This window comes from Geomonas diazotrophica (genome assembly GCF_019063885.1).
In the GTDB taxonomy this organism is placed as follows: Bacteria; Desulfobacterota; Desulfuromonadia; order Geobacterales; family Geobacteraceae; genus Geomonas; species Geomonas diazotrophica.
In genome coordinates this window covers 1,637,919-1,656,793 of sequence record NZ_CP077684.1, presented here as the reverse complement: position 1 = coordinate 1,656,793, position 18,875 = coordinate 1,637,919, and the positions used below count along the sequence as shown (strand labels likewise).

The following is an 18,875-nucleotide window of genomic DNA, read 5'->3' as shown; positions in this document are numbered from 1 at the left end:
CCATTCCGACAAGCATTAGGTTGCTTCGATTTACATCGGGCTCCAGTTGGTGAAGACGGACTCGCCGGCTGCGCTCAGGGCAGTCACGTTGGTGTCGGTCAGAGAGAGCGCAACACCCGGGCCGGCAGTACCGGCAGAAGCGGTCGGGGTCTTCTTGTAGATGGTGGTGGAGATGTTGGAAGCAGCGTAAATGGTGTCGCCGGCGGTGTTCTTGGAGGCGATCAGGTAGTTCTGCGGCGAGGTGGCGGCCGAGTCGTACTTGTAGGACACCTTCACGTTGTTCGAGGGCTTGAAGTTAACGCCCGGGACGTTTTCGATGTAGTCAGGGTTGTTCATAGCGAAGGCGACCCCGGCGAGCAGAGCCACTGCGGCGAGGGCAACAGACATCTTCTTCAGCATAATAAGCCTCCTATAAGGTCTAAGTTAGCGTGTGTTTGGTAGCTTCCGCAGCTATTAGTGCGGGTACTCCTGATGGTCGGCAAAGTATGCCTCGAGAGCGGTCTTGACGTTCTTCAGGTCGCTGGCCGCAGCGGTGTTGTAGGACTTGATGCGGTAGGAGGAGAACTGCGGGATTGCGATTGCAGCCAGGATGCCGATGATCGCGACGACGATCAGCAGCTCGATGAGGGTGAAGCCTTTGTTGCTTCTCATTCTGTTGAGCATATTTTTCTCCTTATGGTGATGGTGGGCTTGCCTCTGGCGCGCCGGATTAACTAAGTACGGGTAAGAGCAAATAGCAGGCCAATTGCGCGAAGACCGGAAAAGGGCGTTTTATGGTCGTTTGAGCGGCTCAAAGCCTGAAGTCGGCTGACCAAAATCGGCACAAAGTGACGTTTTTTGTCAATGCGGGTAACTGCCGTGTTCGAGAAAGTAGGCCTCGAGCGAGTTCCTGAGAGTGCGCAGGTCGGCCACCGCGCTCGCGTTATAGGACCTGATGCGGTACTGGGTGATATACGGCACCGCTATCGACGCGAGTATGCCGATCACGGCTACGACGATCAGCAGCTCGATCAGGGTGAAGCCCTTCTGGTCCCTGCGCTTCAATGGCATGTGTTACCTCCGCTCACTCGCCCGTCGGATTCAGTCGGTACAGGTAATGACAGCTGGCACGTTTCAATCATCTTCCATGCCAAACTTCGCCAAACGGTACCGGAAAGATCTGAAAGTCATGCCCAGAAGGGCCGCCGCTCGTTTTTTCACCCCGCCGCTGCGCTCGAGGGCCTGCACCAGCAGGCGCTGCTCCAGGTTGTCGAGATACCCCTGCAGGTCCATGCCGTCCGCAGGAATCGAGACCTCCTCGGCGTCGACGCTGGGGATATGGTAGTTGCGCACGCTGGGCGGCAGGCACTCGGCGGTGATGACTCGGCTTCCCAGGACCACGCAGCGCTCCACCAGGTTCTCAAGCTCGCGCACGTTTCCCGGGAAGGGGTAGTTGAAGAGCGCCAGCAGCGCGTCGGGGGTCACGATATCGCCGGTTCCGGACCAGATCGCGTACTTCTTGTAGAAATGCTCGATGAGCAGAGGGATGTCCTCGCTCCGCTCGCGAAGCGACGGCATCCGGACCTCCACCACGTTGAGACGGTAGAAGAGGTCTTCCCGGAAGGTCCCCTCGCGCACCTGCTCCTCCAGGTTTCTGTTGGAGGCGGCGACGATCCGGACATCGGCCTTCAAGGCGCTCCCCCCCCCCACCCGCCTGAACTCGCGTTCCTGCAGCACGCGCAAAAGCTTCGCCTGCAGTTGCAGCGGCACTTCGCCGATCTCGTCGAGGAAGAGCGTACCCCCTTCCGCCTGCTCGAAGAGACCGGGGCGGTCCGTGATGGCGCCGGTAAAGGCCCCCTTCATGTGCCCGAAGAGCTCGCTCTCGATCAGGGTCTCGGGGATCGCCCCGCAGTTCACCGCTTCGAAGCGGGCGTTGCGGCGCGGGCTGTTGTAGTGGATGGCGCGGGCGGCGAGTTCCTTGCCGGTGCCGCTCTCGCCGGTGATGAGGACGTTGGCCATGCTGTCCGCGACCTTGGCGATCAGGTCGTAGACCTCGCGCATCTGCTTGCTCTTGCCGATCAGCCCGCTGAAGCCGAAGCGCTCCTGCACCTCGGCCTTCAGGCGCTTGTTCTCCTGGACCAGGCTCCGCTTCTCGAGCGCCTTGCGGACCAGCACCTTAACCTCTTCCACCTTGAAGGGCTTGCCGATGTAGTCGTAGGCCCCAAGCTTCATCGCCTCCACCGCCTGTTCGGCAGTGGTAAAGGCGGTGATCAGCAGGACCGCCGTGTCCGGGGAGTCGGCCTTGATCCGGGTGAGCAGGTCGATCCCCCCAAGTCCCGGCATGCTCACGTCGGAGATCACCATGTCGTAGTGCTGGTCGGCCATGCAGGCGAGCGCGTGCTCCGCGCTTTCCGCCTGGTCCACCAGGTACCCCTCGCCATCCAGGAGGATGGCCAGGAACTCCCGCATGCTCAGCTCATCATCGACAACCAAAATCCTGGCACGCATCTAAAAAACCTCGCTGAACTGATCTCACTAAAAATTGAAGCAGCACCTTTCGCTGCGGAACCGGCGCCCCCCCCTGCCCTTTAAGCAGGCAGGTACAGGGTGATCGTGGTCCCTTTCCCCAGGGCGCTGTTGATGGACATCCTGCCGCCGTTGGTTTCCACGATGCGGTAGACCGTTGCGAGCCCAAGCCCTGTGCCCCCCTTCTTGGTGGTGAAGAAAGGCTCGAACACCCGCTTCACGTCTTCCTGGCTCATCCCGGAACCGTTGTCCCTGATGCTTATGCGCACCTCGTTGAGGCCGCCGTTTGCTTTGATGAGGGCGCCGTCGACGCAGATGCGGCCGTCGCCGGTGATGGCCTCCGCGGCGTTCACCAGGAGGTTCCAGAACACCTGGGTGCACTGGTCCTTGTCGAACTGCACCACCAGGTCGTCGGGGAGCCGGTTGTCGACCCCGACCCCTTCCAGTCTGGGATCGGTGGCAAGCAGCGCGCAGAGATCGCCGATCACCCGATGCAGGTTGAGCGCTACCTTGGTGGGCTGGTTGGGCTTGGCGTAAAAGAGGAAGTCGCGCAAAAGACCGTCCAGCCGGTCGGTCTCCCTCAGGATGATGGAAAAAAGCCGCTCGTCCTTCTCGTCCACCCAGGGCCTGAGCGCCACCAGTTGCACCGACCCGCTGATCGCGGCCAACGGGTTGCGGATCTCGTGGGCCATGCGCGCAGAGAGCTCACCGACCGCGGCGAGGCGGTCCGCGCGCTTCAGTTCGGCGGCCATCCGCTTCATCTCGGTCAGGTCGTGCAGGTCGAAGATCGCCCCGGCGACGGCCCCGTCCTTGTCCAAAAGCGGAACGGACTTAAACGACAGGAGCAGCTCCTTGCCGTCGGGCCCCTTGTGCGGGAATTCCCCCTGTCCCGACTCGAAGAAGGTCGGAGCGAAAGCGGCGCAGCCTGGCAGCACCTCGGCCAGGGGGCGGTCGTAGGCGTCCTGCTGGGACACCCCGGTCAGGGTCTCGGCGTAGCGGTTGAAGACGCGGATCCTGCCGGAGGTGTTGATGGTGAGAAGGCCGCTGTCGATGGTCGAGACGATGCAGGAGTTCAGGCGCTCCAGCTCCTCGTAGTCGATCGCCTTCTCCTTGAGCGCGCTTTCCGAGACGCGGGCGCGCTCCGCAAGGTGCCCGGCCAGGAACGCGGTCAGGAAGAAGGAGGCGCAGTGCACAAAGATCAGGTAGAAAAGGTACTCGGCCCCCCACTGCTGTGCCGGGTAGGGGGAGAGCCCTAGCGGTGCCAACTTGCCGTAGTACTGGAAATCCAGGATCGCGCCGTACAGGATGACACACAGGGACGCCGTGTAGTAGGCCTGGGAACGGGCCAAAAGCGCGCTGGCGGCGATGATCGACAGGAAGTAGAGAAAGGCGTAGTGGGAAGTCACCCCGCCCGAGACCAGGATCAGCACCGTGACCAGGATCAGGTCCCAGACGATCTGGAGGTAGGTCAGGGTGCGCACCGTCCGGGGGGACGCCCTGCGCAGCACCGCCAGGGAAAGCAGCGAGAAAAGGTAAGTGGCGCCGATCAGCCGGATCAGTACTTTGCCGGCGACCTCGCCACTTACGTCATAGGTGTGTACGTCAAGATAAACGGTGGTAACCAGGAAGAGGGTTACCACCAGCAGTCTCAGCAGTATGAACCAGAAGACCTTCTTCTTTTCGATCATCCAGCTAACCGCTGACTGCGCCAGCCAGTTTGAAGATCGGCAGGTACATGGCGACGACGAGCCCGCCCACCGTGGTTCCCAGGAACACCATCAAAAGCGGTTCCATCATCGAGGTCAGGGCACCGACGGCGTCGTCGACCTCGTCGTCGTAGAAGTCCGCGATCTTGTTCAGCATGGCGTCCATGGCACCGGTCGCCTCGCCGACGGAGATCATCTGCACCACCATGGGAGGGAATACACCGCATTCCCCGAGCGGCTCGGCTATGGTCTTCCCCTCGGAGATCGACTGGCGCACGTTGTAGATCGCCTCCTCGACCACCTTGTTCCCCGCGGTCTTGGCGACGATCTCCAGGCCGTCCATGATGGGAACGCCCGAGCTGATCATGGTCCCAAGGGTACGGGTGAACTTGGCGACGGAGACCTTGCGGATCAGGGGACCCGCGATGGGGGCCTTGAGGGCGAAGGCGTCGATGACCTTCCTGCCGTTGGCGGTATCGTAGTACTTCCCGATGGCGTACTTGATGCCGAACATGACGGCGATGATCACGACGATGTACTTGACCAGGAAGTTGGAGAGCGCGATGACGAACTTGGTCGGCGCGGGGAGGTCGCCGCCGAAGTCCTGGAACATCTTCGCGAAGGTCGGGATGACGAAGATGAGGATGACGCCCACGACGATGACGGCGATGGACATGATGGTGATCGGGTAGACCATGGCCCCCTTCACCTGCTTCTTGAGCTTCATCGCCTTCTCGATGTAGGCGGCGAGTCTTGCCAGGATTGTGTCGAGGATACCCCCCACCTCGCCTGCGGCCACCAGGTTGACGTAGAGCTGGTCGAAGGCCTTGGGATGCTTCGAGAGCGCGTCGGCGAAGGTCGAGCCGCTCTCGACGCTCTCCTTGACCTTAACCAGGATCTCCTTGAAGGTCTTGTTCTCCTGCTGGTTGGAAAGGATGTCCAGGCATTGCACCAGCGGCAGACCCGAATCGATCATGGTGGCGAACTGGCGGGTGAAGACGACCAGGTCCTTGGTCTCGATCTTCTTGGGTCCGCCGAGTCCCGGGATCTTGAGCTCCATAGAGAGCCCCTTCCCCTGCTCCTTCACGGTGATCCCGGAGAATCCGTATTTCTTGAGCTGCGCCTCCACCATGCCGGCGCTGGCGGCTTCCATCACGCCCTTTTGGACGCTCCCCGCCTTGCTTCTTGCTTCCCAATCAAATTTTGCCATCTATTACTCCTTTCCCGGCGCTGGCCGGGTCTGGCTGCTGCTATCGTTGCGGCGGGCGCCTCATCTGCGAGCCCGAACCGGGGGCGAGCATCTGCTTCAGTTCGTCGGGCTCGGATGAGCGGCCGAGGGCGTCGTCCACGGTGATGAGACGACGGGACAAAAGGCTCATCAGGCACTGGTTCATGGTCTGCATCCCGAACTTCTCCTGGCCCACCTGCATCTGGGAGTAGATCTGGTGCACCTTGTCCTCGCGGATCAGGTTCCTGATGGCGGGGTTCGGTACCATCACCTCCAGCGCCAGAGCGCGCCCCGAGCCGGTGGCCCTGGGGATCAGGGTCTGGGACATGACCCCCTCCAGCACGAAGGAGAGCTGGGTCCTCACCTGGGTCTGCTGGTAGGGAGGGAAGACGTCGATGATCCTGTTGATGGTCTGGGCGCAGGAGTTGGTGTGTAGCGTGGCGAAGCAGAGGTGACCGGTCTCGGCCAGGGTCAGCGCCGCCTCGATGGTCTCCAGGTCGCGCAGCTCGCCGATAAGGACCACGTCGGGGTCCTGGCGCAGCACGTACTTAAGCGCGTGCTTGAAGCTCTTGGTGTCGGCTCCCACCTCGCGCTGGTTCACGATGCAACCCTTGTGCGGGTGCAGGTACTCGATCGGGTCCTCGACGGTGACGATGTGGTCGTGGCGGTTCACGTTTATGTGATCGATCATCGAGGCGAGCGTGGTCGACTTGCCGGAGCCGGTAGGCCCGGTGACGAGGATCAGGCCGCGCGGCTTGTCGCACAGGAGGTTGACCACCGGCGGGAGTCCCAGCTCCTCGAAGGTGAGGATCTTGTACGGGATGACCCTGAAGACACCGGCCACGGCGCCGCGCTGGACGAAGATGTTTCCCCTGAAACGGGACAGCCCCTTCACGCCGAAGGAGAGGTCCAGCTCGTTTTCCTCTTCGAACCTGTGCTTTTGTGCGTCGGTCAGGATGCTGTAGCAGAGCTGTTTGGTCTCGATCGCGGTGAGCGGCGGGACGTCCATCGGGGTGAGTTTACCGTCGATGCGGATCTGCGGCGAGGTATTGGTGGTGATGTGCAGGTCTGAGCCGCCCCTCTCCACCAGTTCCTTGAGCATTTGATGAAAGTTGATCATGAATACCTCGTCTGCTTAGTCTTTCGTGGGGTCAGTCATCGGCCACCGTGACCCTCAGGACTTCCTCGAATGAAGTTACGCCTTCGATGAGCTTGGTGAGGCCTGACTGGCGCATGGTCTTGACCCCGAGGCGCATCGACTCCCGCTTGATCTCGGCGGTGTTGGCGCCGTTTAGGATCAGCTCCCGGATCGGCTCCAGCATCGGCATGACCTGGTAAAAGCCCACCCTCCCCTTGTACCCGGTGCCGTTGCACTTGGGACAGCCGGTGCCGCGGTAGCAGACCACGGACGGGGCCTGCTCGGCCGGGAGGCCGGCGTCGATCAGGGCCTGCACCGGCACTTCCTCGACCACCTTGCATTCGCCGCAGACGCGGCGCGCCAGGCGCTGGGCGGTGATCAGGTTCACCGCGGAGGCGACCAGGAACGGCTCGATGCCCATGTTGAGCAGACGGTTGATGGTGGAGGGGGCGTCGTTTGTGTGCAGGGTCGAGAGCACCAGGTGGCCGGTGAGGGCCGCCTTGACGCCGATCTCGGCGGTCTCGAAGTCGCGGATCTCGCCGATCATGATGACGTCCGGGTCCTGGCGCAGGAAGGCGCGCAGGGCGGCGGCGAAGTTCAGGCCGATGTCTTCGTGCATCTGCACCTGGTTGATGCCGGCGAAGTTGAACTCGACCGGGTCCTCGGCGGTGGAGATGTTCTCGGTGACCTTGTTCAGCTCCGAGAGCGCGGAGTAAAGGGAAACCGTCTTGCCGCTGCCGGTAGGGCCAGTAACCAGCACCATGCCGAAAGGCTTGTGGATCTCCCGCTGGAAGTGCGACAACGCCTCGGGCTCGTACCCAAGCTTGGTCATGTCCAGCTGCAGGTTGCTCTTGTCCAAAAGACGTAGAACGATCTTTTCCCCGAACAGGGTGGGGAGCACCGAGACGCGGAAGTCCATGTCCTTGCCGCCACCCAGCTTGATCTTGATGCGGCCGTCCTGCGGCAGGCGCCTTTCCGCGATGTCCAGCTCGCTCATGATCTTGATGCGGGAGGTGATGGCGTTTTTCAGCTTCAGGGGGGGCTTCATCACCTCGTAGAGGACGCCGTCGATGCGGTAGCGGACCCGGAAGTACTTCTCGTAGGGTTCGATGTGGATATCCGAGGCCTTCTTCTTGATGGCGTCGGTGAGGATGAGGTTCACCAGCTTGACGACCGGGGCGTCCTCGGTGGCGCGCTCCAGGGAGCTGACGTCGATGTCCTCTTCGTCCCCGATGACCTCCAGGTCCTCCATCTCCAGGTCGCTCATGACGTCGGCGAGCGAGGCGCTCTGGTCGTAGAACCTGTCGATGGCTGCCTTGATGGAACTCTCGGCGACCACGACCACTTCGACGTTGTAGCCGGTCATGAACTTGATGTCGTCGATGGCGAAGATGTTACTGGGGTCGCTCATGGCGATGATGAGCGTGGAACCTGCCCGGTTCACCGGCACGATCTGGTACTTGTGGGCTGTCTCTGCGGGAATGATCTTTACGACGGCCGCATCGACCTCATAGTCGGCAAGATTGATGGTCGGAACACCGTACTGTTTGGAGAGAAAAGAGGTGAGATCCGCCTCGTTGATCAGACCATCCCGAACCAAAATGGAGCCAAGACGCAATTGGCCACCCGCAGCCTTTTGTTCCACGAGCGCCTGCTTCAACTGTTCCTTGGTGATCAGGTTGTTTGTGACCAGCAGTTCACCCAGTCTGCTTACGTGCATAGCTACCTCAGGGGGTTAATAACCTGTGAATGGTATTTTGTATTTGCCTTAATGTCAAGGAATTGCTCAAACCTGAAGAACCGCGGTCAGAGCGCTTTCCATGCACCCCTTGGGTGGCGTGGCCCCGGTCCAGATTCTGAAGGCAGCCTCCCCCTGTGCCACCAGCATCGCGAAGCCGTTGGCGCAGGGAATGCCGAGCGAGCAGGCCTGGGCGAGCAGCGGGGTGACCGGAGGCGCATAGACCATATCGTAAATACACCCCCCCGACTTTAGTGAGGAAAGCGCGAGGCCGGGGAAGGAGTCCCCCGCCATCCCCACCGAGGTGGTGTTGACCACCAGGTCGAAGGATCCCATGAAGCCCGGATCGGAGAGAAGCCCGAGCCCCCGGGTCGCGAACTCGGTCTGCGTCAGGCGTGCGGCGACCAGTTGCACCAGCGCGGCGGCCGAGTCGGGAGAGCGGTTGGCGACGGTGACGCCGGCGGCCCCGGCGAGGGCAAGCGAAACCACGGCGCTGCGGGCCGCCCCCCCCGCGCCGAGTACGAGGATGTTCTTACCGGCGGGTTCGAAGGAGAGCTTCTCGCGAAGGGCGGCGATCAGGCCGATGCCGTCGGTGTTGTACCCGGTAAGGCTACCGTCGCGCGCGACCACCGTGTTGACCGCGCCGATCAGCTCGGCCTCGGGGGTGACCTGGTCGAGGAGCGGGATGATGGCCACCTTGTGGGGGATGGTGACGCTGAACCCGGCCACGCCAACCGACTTCAGCCCGGCAACACCTGCGGCGAGACGCTCGGGCGCAACCGGGAAGGGAACGTAGATCCAGTCCAGGCCGAGCGCCTGGAACGCCGCGTTGTGGAGCACCGGCGAGAGCGAATGGGACACCGGCCAGCCGATGATCCCGGTTACCGTGGTCTTTCCCGTGATCGCCATCACTGCACCCCGCTCGCCTTCAGCAGGTCGTCGATCTGCGGCCTGTTCTCGGGCGAGATGGCCGCCGCGGTCTTGAGGTCGCGGATGCCGGATTCCCTCTGCCCCATCTTCAGGCGCATCTCCCCGGACTCGATGAGGGCGGCGGCGTAGATCAGGATCGCCTTGCCGGTGTCGAGGTCGCGGAAGAACATGTCGTGGTCGCCAAGGACGCCGCGCAGGGAGTACATGGGCCAGGCGTCCAGGTCGGGGGGGGACTGCGGCACGTTCGGGCTGTCCAGCCGGAAGGTGATGCCGCGCTGGTGCAGGACGAAGTTGCTGAAGTTGATCGAGTACTTGGTGGAGAAGTCCACGTAGACGGGGCGGCGGCCGGACTGCTCCATGACCGACATGATGAGCGTGTTGTTAGGGGAGCGCTGCTCCATCGGGACCTGGCGCAGCTGGGTGTTCTTGAACAGGCGCGGCATGCTGTCCAGGTACCAGTCGAACACCAGGTGCGGGGTGTGCGGCAGGTCGAGATCCTCGCGCATCCGCTCCACACCCTGCAGGTACCAGAGAGGGAACGCGCCGGAATCGCCCCAGGTGTACATCACCGCGTTCTGCGGCAGCGATCGGAGCGTGTTGCTGGCGTAGTCGAAGGCGATGTAGTTGTCGTGCTGGTCGTTCTCCACGAAGTTGCGGGCGAAGATGGTGCCCGGCAACGAGAAAAGAAGCGCGATGAGCCCGACGCGCAGCGGCACCGAGTCGGGGAGGCGCTGGGCCGCCTCCTTCAAGAGGGTGAACAGCCCTACCCCGATGAAGACGGCGGAGAGGAGGTACAGCGGCGTGAAGAATTCCTCGGTCAGGAAGATCATCTCCCCCGGGGTGTTGAAGCAGCCGACGATCACCACCAGGAAGGAGCCGAGGGCGATCAGGTAGCCAAGCACAAGCTCGCGCTTCTTGGAGAAGAAGACCGCCAGGCCGATGATCAAAAGCGCCATCCCAGCCGCGGTGAACTCGAAGGGTATGTTGAAGGCGTTCAGCTGCGACCAGAGCAGGCCGAGGTCCCGGTTGGGCTTCTCGTTCGGGTACCCCTTGCGCAGTATGTTCCAGAGGAACTGCTCGAGGTTCTTGGAGTCGCCCCAGTTGAGAACCGGGTGCTGGAAGGCGCGTACCACCAGGTGCAGGTGGATGCCGAAGCCGAGCACGCCAAAGGCGAAGGCGATGAAGAACTCCTTGAAGCGCAGGATGACGCGGTGGTCCGCGGACCAGAGCAAAAAGGCGTAGGTGGGGATCATCAGCACCATGATCTGGTGCGCCCCCGCACCGAGCCCGCAGAGAAAGGCCCCGAGGTAGACGTAGGCGGGGCGTTCGTCTCCGGCGAGAAAGCTCTCCCGCCACAAAAGCATCAGGTAGAAGACAACCGCACATATGAAGGCGAGCAGCGGGTACGGCTTGTCGTGGTTGGACTGCAGCCAAAGCCTCGCGGTAAAGGCGAAGGTGACGGCCGCGGCCAAGGCCGAGAGCTTCACCGTCAGCTCCCGGAACCTCACTCCCCACGAGGTATCCTCCCCCTCCAGGAACTTGACGGTGAGCAGGTAGACACCGTAGCAGGCAAGGCCCGCCGAGACCGCGGTGGCGAAGTTTATCCTGAAGGCGATGCTGCCGATGGGGAGGAAAGTGAAGGGCTTGGCGTAGTTGATGAACAGCGGGTACCCCGGGGAGTGCGCGGCGCCGAGGGACGCGATGGCGGTCAGGAACTCGCCGCTGTCGAAGAAGGTCACCGTGGGGGCGAGTGTCAAAAGGTAGATGAACAAGGGGATGCTGAAGGACAGGATGGCGAAGTGGTCCAGCCTGCCGAGGATTCCGTTATTGTTCACGCAGTTGCTCCTGGGAGGTATTTTCGACGTTCCTGATGGAAAGCTTGTCCCGCCAAAGGCAGCAGAGTCCGGCGACGGTGACCGGGAAAAAGCCCATGGCGTGGAGGACGATGGCTATGCTCAAGGCACGCTCGCTCCCGATCTGAAAGGCCGACAGGGCGGTGACGCAGGCAAGGTGATAGGTCCCGATGAACCCCGGGGAGGCCGGCACCATGACCGCGAAGACGAGGAACACCATGATGAACATGGACGCCGTCGCCGGGAGGAAGACGCCGAAGGCGCGCAGCATCAGGTCCACCGGCCAGATGGCGGTGAACCAGACCAAAAGCGAGCTGACCAGGATGCCGACCACCCCGCGGACGTCGCCGGGCAAGCGGATGCCGGAGATGAAGGAGCAAAGCACGGCCTCCATCTTCTCCCCAAGGCGCGGCGCGACCGGGCGCAAAAGGCGCGCGATCAGACCGAGGGTGAACTCCGTGTGCCGCCTGAGCAGGAAGAGAAAGGTGAGCACGGCCAGGTACAGGGCGAAGGTGACGTAGCCGCCGGTGACCAGCCCGCGCTGGATCCCTTCCATCCCGGCCGGAAGTTTGATGGTGAAGAAGGTGACCAGAAGGACCAAAAGGACGGTGAAGCCGTCGCAGAGCCGTTCCAGGACCAGGGAGGCGAAGACGGCGCTGGTGCCGATCCCTTCCTTGTTTCCCAGGGAGTAGGCGCGCACGAGCTCCCCCAGCCGCGCCGGCAACAGGTTGTTGGCCATGTAGCCGATCAGGGTGGACGTGAACAGGTTGCCCATGCCGGTTTTCTTGATGGGGAGCAGCAGGAATTTCCAGCGCACGGCGCGCAGGTAGTAGCTGACGAAGGTGAGTAGCAGCGCCGGCACCAGGTAGGCGTACTCCAGCCCGGCAAAGGCCTCGGCCATCTTGTGGAAATCGATCTTCCGGAAGAGGAAGAAGAGGCAGAGTGCGCTGATGGCGAGGCCGAGCAAGAGCTTTTTATCTAGTTTTCCTGTGAACATATCTGGCTCCTGTCTCCGGGTCTTGCCGGTTATTGCGGGGTGCCCGCGCTCGGCCGGGCGATGCAGTCCCAGTCGCCGCCGCTCTCCGACGCCACCGGCCGGGCCTCCCGGAGTATCTCGCGGCAACGCTCCACGTCGGCCGCGATGGCGGTTTTCAGTTCGTCGAGGCTGGCAAACCTCTTCTCGCCGCGCAGCCGCTCGATGAAGAACAGCGTGATCTCTCGCTCATACAGGTCCCCGTCGAAATCGAGCAGGAACACCTCGATGGAGAGGCGGTCGTTGCCGAAGGTCGGGTTCGGGCCGACGTTGCAGGCGCCGTCTAGGAGCCGGTCTCCCAGGCAGACCTTGACCGCGTAGACACCGACCGACGGGATCAGGTCCTTCTCGGTCTCGATGTTGGCGGTGGGAAAGCCCAGGCTGCGCCCGCGCTCGTGGCCGTGCACCACCTTTCCGGTCACCGAGAAGTGCCGCCCCAAAAGGAGCGAGGCGCCAGAGACGTCGCCGGCACTCACCAGCCTGCGCACCCCGGTGGAACTGTAGACCGTGGAGCCGTCGGAGATGGGCTGCAGTTCCTCGACGCTGTAGCCAAAGCGCGTCCCGAGTTCCCTCAGAAGTCCCACGTCCCCTTCCCTGCCCCGCCCGAAGGCGTAGTCGTAGCCGATAACCAGCCGTTCCAGGCCGATAGCGTCGACCAGGACCCGTTGCACGAACTCGGCCGCGGGTATCGAGGCGAAGGCCTTGTCGAACGGGATCTCCAGCAGGTAGTCGATACCTGAGCCCTCGATGAGAGCCTCCTTCTCCCTGCTGGTGGTGATGAGGCGCACCTCCCTGTGGGCCGCCACCACCTTCAGGGGGTGCGGCACGAAGGTGATCACCACGGAGACGCCGCCGATCTCGCGGGCGAGCTCCCTCACCCTGCGAAAGATCTCGCGATGCCCGAGATGCACGCCGTCGAAGTTGCCGATGGTCACCACCGGGCGGCGCAGTTTTCCCTTTATGTCGGAAACGTTTTTAAAAATGACCATGAACGGCTTCGATCCTCAGGCCTCGACCGGCTCGACGTCCGCCTTGGGAACCTTCTTCTTCCCGAAAAGGAGTGCGACCCAGATGCTGATCTCGTACATGAGATAGAGCGGGATCATGATGACGAACATGGTCACCAGGTCCGCATGGAAGGCGGCGACGATGGCGCTGGCCAGAAGCGCGTATTTCCTGCGGGTGGCGAGCATCCGGTAGTTGACGATGCCGAAGCGGGCCAAAAGAAGCGCGAGGATCGGCAGCTCGAAGATGAGCCCGAACATGAGGATCAGGCGCAGACAGAAGTTGATGTAGGCGGAGATGTTGTACCAGCTTTGCAGCCCGCTCGCCTCGTAGGAGAGAGAGAAGTTGATGATCACCGGCCAGATGATGATCAAAAAGAACATCGCCCCGGTGCAGAAGGCGAGGGAGGCCGTGGTTACGAAGGGAACCACCAGCCGCCGCTCCTTGCGCGTCAACCCCGGCGCCACGAAGAGCCATAACTGGTGGAAGAGGACCGGGAGCACGATGACCAGGCCGGCCAGCATGGAGATCTTGCACTGCACGAAGAACGGCTCCAGCGGCGCGCTGTAGTTCAGCATGCGAGGCTTTTCCGCGACCGGGTGCTCCTCGCCCAGCTTCATGCGCTGGTACGCCTCAGGGTAGCTCTGCTTCACCTTTTCGTAGAGGGATTTCTTGATGTCGGACAGGTAGGTCTTGCCGGTGAGCGGCTGCTCCACGAACTTCAATAGGTCGGTGGAAAAGTTCCAGGCGACCCCCATACCTATGATAATGGCGAACACGCAGACGATAAGCCGCTTCCTGAGTTCAACCAGGTGCTCCATGAACGGCAGTACCTTTTCTTCAACCATAAAACGCGTTTCTCCTAATTAATGCCGGGGTAGAGCCAAACTAATTCTATACCACAGCGAAGAAAGGCAGCGCAACAGCTTTCAGCGCCGTCTGGATTTGGGGCGTTTACCCTTGATCGGGATGCGCTGGTAGGCGTTGCGCACGTCGGCGATCGGCTCGATGGGACGCTTTTCCAGGGTGCCGACCAGCGCGAATTCCACCTGCTTGCGCGGCTCGTTAACCGCGGCCACCTTCACCCTGATCTTGTCGGCGATGCGGTACATGGCCCGGCTTCGTTCCCCCACCAGGGCATGGCTCTTCTCAAGGTGCACGTAATAGTCCTGGGGGAGCGTGGCGACCGGGACCATCCCCTCGACGAAGAGATCGACGAGTTCGACGAAGAGGCCGAAGGGGGCGACGCCGGTGATGTAGCCGTCGTACTCCTCCCCGATCTTGTCGCGCATGAACTGCATCTTCTTCAGGTCGACCATCTCGCGCTCCGCCTCCATGGCGACGCGCTCCCGCTTGCTGGTGTGCAGGGCTGTCTCCGGGAGTCGCGCCTCCAGGCGGTCCTTGTCCACCCCCTTCATCTTCCCGGAGAGCACCCGCTTGAGGATGCGGTGCACCACGAGGTCCGGGTAGCGCCTTATGGGGGAGGTGAAATGGGTGTAGGACGAGGCGGCCAGGCCGAAGTGGCCGAGATTCTCGGCGCTGTAGCGGGCCTGCTTCATGCAGCGCAAAAGCACCTCGTTGATGAGCCGCTCCTCCGGTTTTCCCGCCACCTCGGCCAGCAGCTTCTGCAGGGCGGCCGGGTTCACCTTCTCGTCCAGCACCGCGAGGGTGTAACCGAAGCCGAAGACGAACTCGGAGAGGTCCTGCAGCTTGACCGGGTCGGGGTTCTCGTGCACCCGGTACAGCGAGGGGACCGGCGTCGACTCGAGGAAGTGCGCGACGGCCTCGTTGGCCGCAAGCATGAACTCCTCGATGATCCGATGCGCGAGGTTCCTCTCCGCGCGCACGATGGCCGTGGTCTCCCCCTGCAGGTCCAGAATGATCTGCGGTTCCGGGAGGTCGAAGTCGATGCTCCCCCTCCCCGCCCGCACCGCGTTAAGCCGGAGCGACAGCTCCTCCATCACCTTGAGATCGGCGACCAGGTGCCGGTTCGCCTCGATCGCCTCGGCGTCCTGGTCCACCAGTATCTTCTTCACCGTGGTATAGGTGAGCCGCGCCGCGCTCTTGATCACGCTGGTGTAGAACTTCTGGTCCACCCGGGCCCCGGCCGAGTCGAAGAGCATCTCGGCGGTCATGGTGAGGCGCTCCACCTGGGGGTTAAGCGAGCAGATGCCGTTGGAGAGCTGTTCGGGGAGCATGGGGATGCAGCGGTCCGGGAAATAGACCGAGGTCCCGCGCAGGTATGCCTCGGTATCCAGTCGAGAGCCTTCGGCGACGTAGTGCGACACGTCGGCGATGGAGACCCAGAGCCGGATCTTGTCCCCCTCGCGCGCAACGGAAACCGCGTCGTCGAAGTCGCGCGCGGTCTCGCCGTCTATGGTAACCGTCAGCCGGTCGCGCAGGTCGACGCGTCCCTGCCGCGCCTCCTCGGTCACCTCCTGGGGCTGATTTTCCGCCTCGGCCATCACCTTCTCGTCGAAGACGTGGGGGAGTTCGTACTTCTTGATCACGGTGAGGGCTTCCACCTCCGGGTCGTTGGCCTCGCCCAAGACCTCGACGATGCGCCCCTCGAGGGGACGGGCACCCGAAGGGTACGAGGTGATCTGGGCCAGAACGATCTGGCCGTCCTTCGCCTTGGAGGCGCCGCCGGACGGGCCAGGGGTGACGAACAGGTCGCGCCCGAGCTTTGGATCGTCCGGGATCACCCGCCCCGCCTTGCCGACCGCCTCGAAGCGCCCGACGATCTCGGTGACGCCGCGCTGCACGAGCGCCGAAATGCGCCCTTCCCTCTTGCCGTCGCGCCTGGTCGACACGACCTGCGCCTCGACGATGTCCCCGTTCATGTATTCCGAGAGGTAGCGCGCCGGGACGAAGAGGTCCTCGCCGCCATCCACGGGCATGACGAAGCCGTAGCCGTCCCGGTGGGTGGAAAGCTTGCCGCGCAGGGTGTCACCGGCACCGGCCACGGTGTAGATGCGGCCGGGAAGCTTGGCGATCTCCCCGGTCTCGACCAGGTAATCGAGCATGTCGTCCAGGCGCCCCCGCTCGTGCCGGGATACGTTGAGGGCCTTGAGCATCTGCCGGTAGGGTACCGGCTCCCCCTTGTCGAGCAGCCTCAGGATCGCGTCTTTACCTTTGCGCATAGAAGAACCTTTTCGGGAACAATAGTGATATCAACATCGTTGGATAATGCAGAAGGGTCGATAGAAAGTCAAGGAGAGGCGGGAAAAGCAATGAATCAATTACTTCCCTGAAGACAGAGTATTCCGCCAAGCGGGTCCACATCCCCTCTCGCGTGGGGAGAGGGATTACCGGGGTCCACATCCCCTCTCCCGTCGGGAGAGGGGCAGGGTGAGGGAGCCGCCAGGGGCGACATGACAGCAGCCGGCACGACCCCTCACCCGCCCTCCGGGCACCCTCTCCCAAGGGGAGAGGGACTAACCCGGGGAAAGGGACTACCCCAGCGGGAGAGGGACTGGAGTGGGATTGACCCGGGGAGAGGGGATTACCGGAAGATCATGCATTGCAACGGTTGCTTTTGAATTGCCTTTTGCGCTCCGGTTCGGTACAAATACGGGGTTAGCCTTTGCAACGACAGGGAGTAGCCATGTTTTGCCGTACCATTGCAGCAGCAGCGATCGTGTTGTACGCCACCCTTCCCGCCTCAGCCGTCAACCTCAACAAGCCCGACGTCTCGCTCAGCGCAGCAGCCCAGCGCATGCAAGTCAAGGATTTCCGTGGCGCCCGCGAGGCCGCCCTTTCCATCAACGACCCGGCGCTTCGCTCCTTCATGGCCGGGATGGCCGCCGCCAAGATGGAACAGTGGGAAGAGGCAGCAGCGCAGCTCCCCGCCGCAGCCGAGGGATACCCGCTGCTGGCCGATTACGCGCTCTATTACCAGGGGCTCGCACTTTCCAAACTGCAGCGCCACGACCAGGCTCTCCCCCCCCTGTACAAACTGCTCAAGGAGCACGCCGACAGCCGCCTGGCTCGCCAGGCCCTGATCCTCTACGCCGACACCCTTGCCGCGGCAGGCTACCCCAAAGAAGCGCAGCAAAGCTACGCCACCTTCGTCGAGCGCTACCCCTCCGGCAACGACTCCATCTCGGCCATCTTCGGTTCCGCACTCTGCAGGATGAAGCTCGGCGACACAACAGCTGCCGCGGCCGTGCTGCGCAACATCTACCTGGTCTACCCCGCCTCCCCCTACGCCGACAAGGCAGCGATCGAGCTTCAGAACCTCGCTGCGGCGGGCATCAAGGCCGAACCCTACAGCGGCGCCGAGCTCTTCAAGCGTGCCGGCACCCTCTACGACCTGGGTCGCCACCTGAAGGCGGCGGAGGCCCTGGCCGAGATTCCGTTGAGCGGCGAAAGCGAGGAGTTCGTCCGCAAGGTGAAGTTCAAGAAGGGGCAGGCACTGTACAAGTCGAAGCGGTACCAGCAGGCCCAAAGCACCTTCAGCTCGTTACCGGCAAACGCCGAGGCCGATCTCTGGCTGGCGCGGACCTTGGACAAATCGGGCAAGGGCGACGAGGCCTTCCAGCTCTTCCTGAAGCTGGCCCAGGACCCCAAGGGGGGCGTCGTGGCCCAGGAGGCGATGCTCGAGGCCGCCTACCTGAAACGCTTCCAAAGACTCTGGAGCGAGGCGGTGCCGCTGTTCAAGAAGTACCTTGTCATGGCGCCCAGCCAGAAAAACGGCAACGTCGTGTGGGAGGCCGCCTGGTGCAGCTACCAGGCCCGTGACTACCAGGAGGCGGCCGCACAGTTCAGGAAGCTGGCCGAGCGGGAGGACCTCCGAGACAAGGCCCTGTACTGGCTGGCGAAGACTCTCACCCTGACCGGCGACGACAAAGGGGCGCAAGCGGCATTGACCGCCCTGGCCTCAGAATTCCCGACCGGATACTATGCGTTGATCAGCAACCAGTTCCAAGCGGGAGACGCGCTGCCGCAGCCCCCGAAGAACATGGCGGAGCTGCTCCCCCTGCCGTCCGGCTTCGAGCGCGAAAAGGCGCTGATCACCCTTGGGCTCTACGAGGAGGCCGCCCGCGAACTTTCTCTTTCCAAGAAGGGGAAGAACCCGGCTGGGATCGCCAGGCTGTACCTGGAGATGGGCAACTACAACGGCGCCTACCATACCATGGCCAACGAAAAGCCCAGGCGCGGCGACAAGGACAGCGCCACCCTCCTCGGCGTGACCTACCCGCTCGCCTTCCGCGACGATGTCGCCAAGAATGCGGCGGCGCACGCGGTCCCGGAGAGCCTGGTGTACGCGGTGATGCGTACCGAGAGCAACTATTTCCCGGCCGCCCTCTCGCCCGTGGGCGCCGTCGGCCTGATGCAGATCATGCCCTCCACCGCCGAGGCGATGTCCAAGGGTGATTCCAAGCGGCTCACCACCCCCGACCTGAACATCAAGCTGGGGACGCAGCATCTGAAGGACCTGCTTGAGCTGTACGGCAGGAACCTCACCCTGGCCGTCGCTGCCTACAACGCGGGCTCGGGGAACGTGAAGCGCTGGCAGAAAGGCTACGGCGACCTTCCCGAGGACGAGTTCGTGGAAAGCATCCCCTTCAGGGAAACACGCGAATACGTGAAGAAAGTGGTGAGCAGCATGCAGATGTACCAGAGACTGTATCGCCTCCCCCCTTTCAAACAGCCCCCCCAGCAGAAGGTGGCGCCGAGGGAAAATCAGGGGAGCAGTCGGCAAAAGATTGCCATGCGCTAGGCTGGACAATAATG

General features: G+C 62.7%; 15 protein-coding genes. 1 reads left to right on the top strand and 14 read right to left on the bottom strand.

Annotation, left to right across the window (positions count from 1 at the left end; translation table 11 throughout):
* Positions 1-30: 30 nt before the first annotated feature.
* From KP003_RS07260 to rnr, 14 genes are all read right to left on the bottom strand, one after another.
* Positions 31-399 carry a hypothetical protein gene (locus KP003_RS07260; protein ID WP_216498184.1) on the bottom strand — a complete coding sequence of 123 codons (369 nt, stop codon included), beginning with the start codon at positions 397-399 and terminating at the stop codon, positions 31-33.
* A gap of 54 nt (positions 400-453) precedes the next feature.
* Positions 454-663 carry a type IV pilin protein gene (locus KP003_RS07255; RefSeq protein WP_216498185.1) on the bottom strand — a complete coding sequence of 70 codons (210 nt, stop codon included), beginning with the start codon at positions 661-663 and terminating at the stop codon, positions 454-456.
* 177 nt (positions 664-840) lie between these two features.
* A complete protein-coding gene (locus KP003_RS07250) occupies positions 841-1,050 on the bottom strand; it encodes a type IV pilin protein (protein WP_216498186.1) in 210 nt (69 codons plus the stop codon).
* Positions 1,051-1,113: 63 nt separating this feature from the next.
* Positions 1,114-2,487 (bottom strand): sigma-54-dependent transcriptional regulator, encoded by a 1,374-nt coding sequence (locus KP003_RS07245; protein WP_216498187.1) that lies wholly within the window; start codon positions 2,485-2,487, stop codon positions 1,114-1,116.
* 80 nt (positions 2,488-2,567) lie between these two features.
* Positions 2,568-4,193 carry a two-component system sensor histidine kinase NtrB gene (locus KP003_RS07240; protein ID WP_216498188.1) on the bottom strand — a complete coding sequence of 542 codons (1,626 nt, stop codon included), beginning with the start codon at positions 4,191-4,193 and terminating at the stop codon, positions 2,568-2,570.
* Between the two features lie 4 nt (positions 4,194-4,197).
* Positions 4,198-5,421 carry a type II secretion system F family protein gene (locus tag KP003_RS07235; RefSeq protein ID WP_216498189.1) on the bottom strand — a complete coding sequence of 408 codons (1,224 nt, stop codon included), beginning with the start codon at positions 5,419-5,421 and terminating at the stop codon, positions 4,198-4,200.
* Positions 5,422-5,461: 40 nt separating this feature from the next.
* Complete coding sequence (locus tag KP003_RS07230; protein ID WP_216498190.1) at positions 5,462-6,559, bottom strand: type IV pilus twitching motility protein PilT; 1,098 nt, start codon at positions 6,557-6,559, stop codon at positions 5,462-5,464.
* Between the two features lie 31 nt (positions 6,560-6,590).
* Positions 6,591-8,297: a type IV-A pilus assembly ATPase PilB gene (gene pilB / locus KP003_RS07225; RefSeq protein ID WP_216498191.1), complete on the bottom strand. Its 1,707-nt coding sequence runs from the start codon at positions 8,295-8,297 to the stop codon at positions 6,591-6,593.
* Positions 8,298-8,363: 66 nt separating this feature from the next.
* Positions 8,364-9,224 (bottom strand): shikimate dehydrogenase, encoded by an 861-nt coding sequence (locus KP003_RS07220; protein ID WP_216791281.1) that lies wholly within the window; start codon positions 9,222-9,224, stop codon positions 8,364-8,366.
* The gene (locus tag KP003_RS07215) at positions 9,224-11,080 is read right to left on the bottom strand and encodes a glycosyltransferase family 117 protein (protein ID WP_217300539.1); all 1,857 of its coding nucleotides are present in this window, start codon (positions 11,078-11,080) and stop codon (positions 9,224-9,226) included. Before KP003_RS07215 ends, KP003_RS07220 begins: the two co-directional genes overlap by 1 nt.
* The gene (locus tag KP003_RS07210; RefSeq protein ID WP_216791278.1) at positions 11,070-12,095 is read right to left on the bottom strand and encodes a lysylphosphatidylglycerol synthase transmembrane domain-containing protein; all 1,026 of its coding nucleotides are present in this window, start codon (positions 12,093-12,095) and stop codon (positions 11,070-11,072) included. Before KP003_RS07210 ends, KP003_RS07215 begins: the two co-directional genes overlap by 11 nt.
* A gap of 29 nt (positions 12,096-12,124) precedes the next feature.
* Positions 12,125-13,120: a bifunctional riboflavin kinase/FAD synthetase gene (locus KP003_RS07205; protein WP_216498198.1), complete on the bottom strand. Its 996-nt coding sequence runs from the start codon at positions 13,118-13,120 to the stop codon at positions 12,125-12,127.
* A gap of 15 nt (positions 13,121-13,135) precedes the next feature.
* On the bottom strand, positions 13,136-13,984 hold the full coding sequence (tatC, locus tag KP003_RS07200; protein ID WP_216498199.1) for a twin-arginine translocase subunit TatC: 849 nt from the start codon (positions 13,982-13,984) through the stop codon (positions 13,136-13,138).
* 81 nt (positions 13,985-14,065) lie between these two features.
* Complete coding sequence (gene rnr, locus KP003_RS07195) at positions 14,066-16,279, bottom strand: ribonuclease R (RefSeq protein ID WP_217300538.1); 2,214 nt, start codon at positions 16,277-16,279, stop codon at positions 14,066-14,068.
* 464 nt (positions 16,280-16,743) lie between these two features.
* Here rnr and KP003_RS07190 point away from each other — a divergent pair, with 464 nt between their 5' ends.
* Positions 16,744-18,861 (top strand): lytic transglycosylase domain-containing protein, encoded by a 2,118-nt coding sequence (locus KP003_RS07190; RefSeq protein WP_216498202.1) that lies wholly within the window; start codon positions 16,744-16,746, stop codon positions 18,859-18,861.
* The last annotated feature ends 14 nt before the right edge of the window (positions 18,862-18,875 follow it).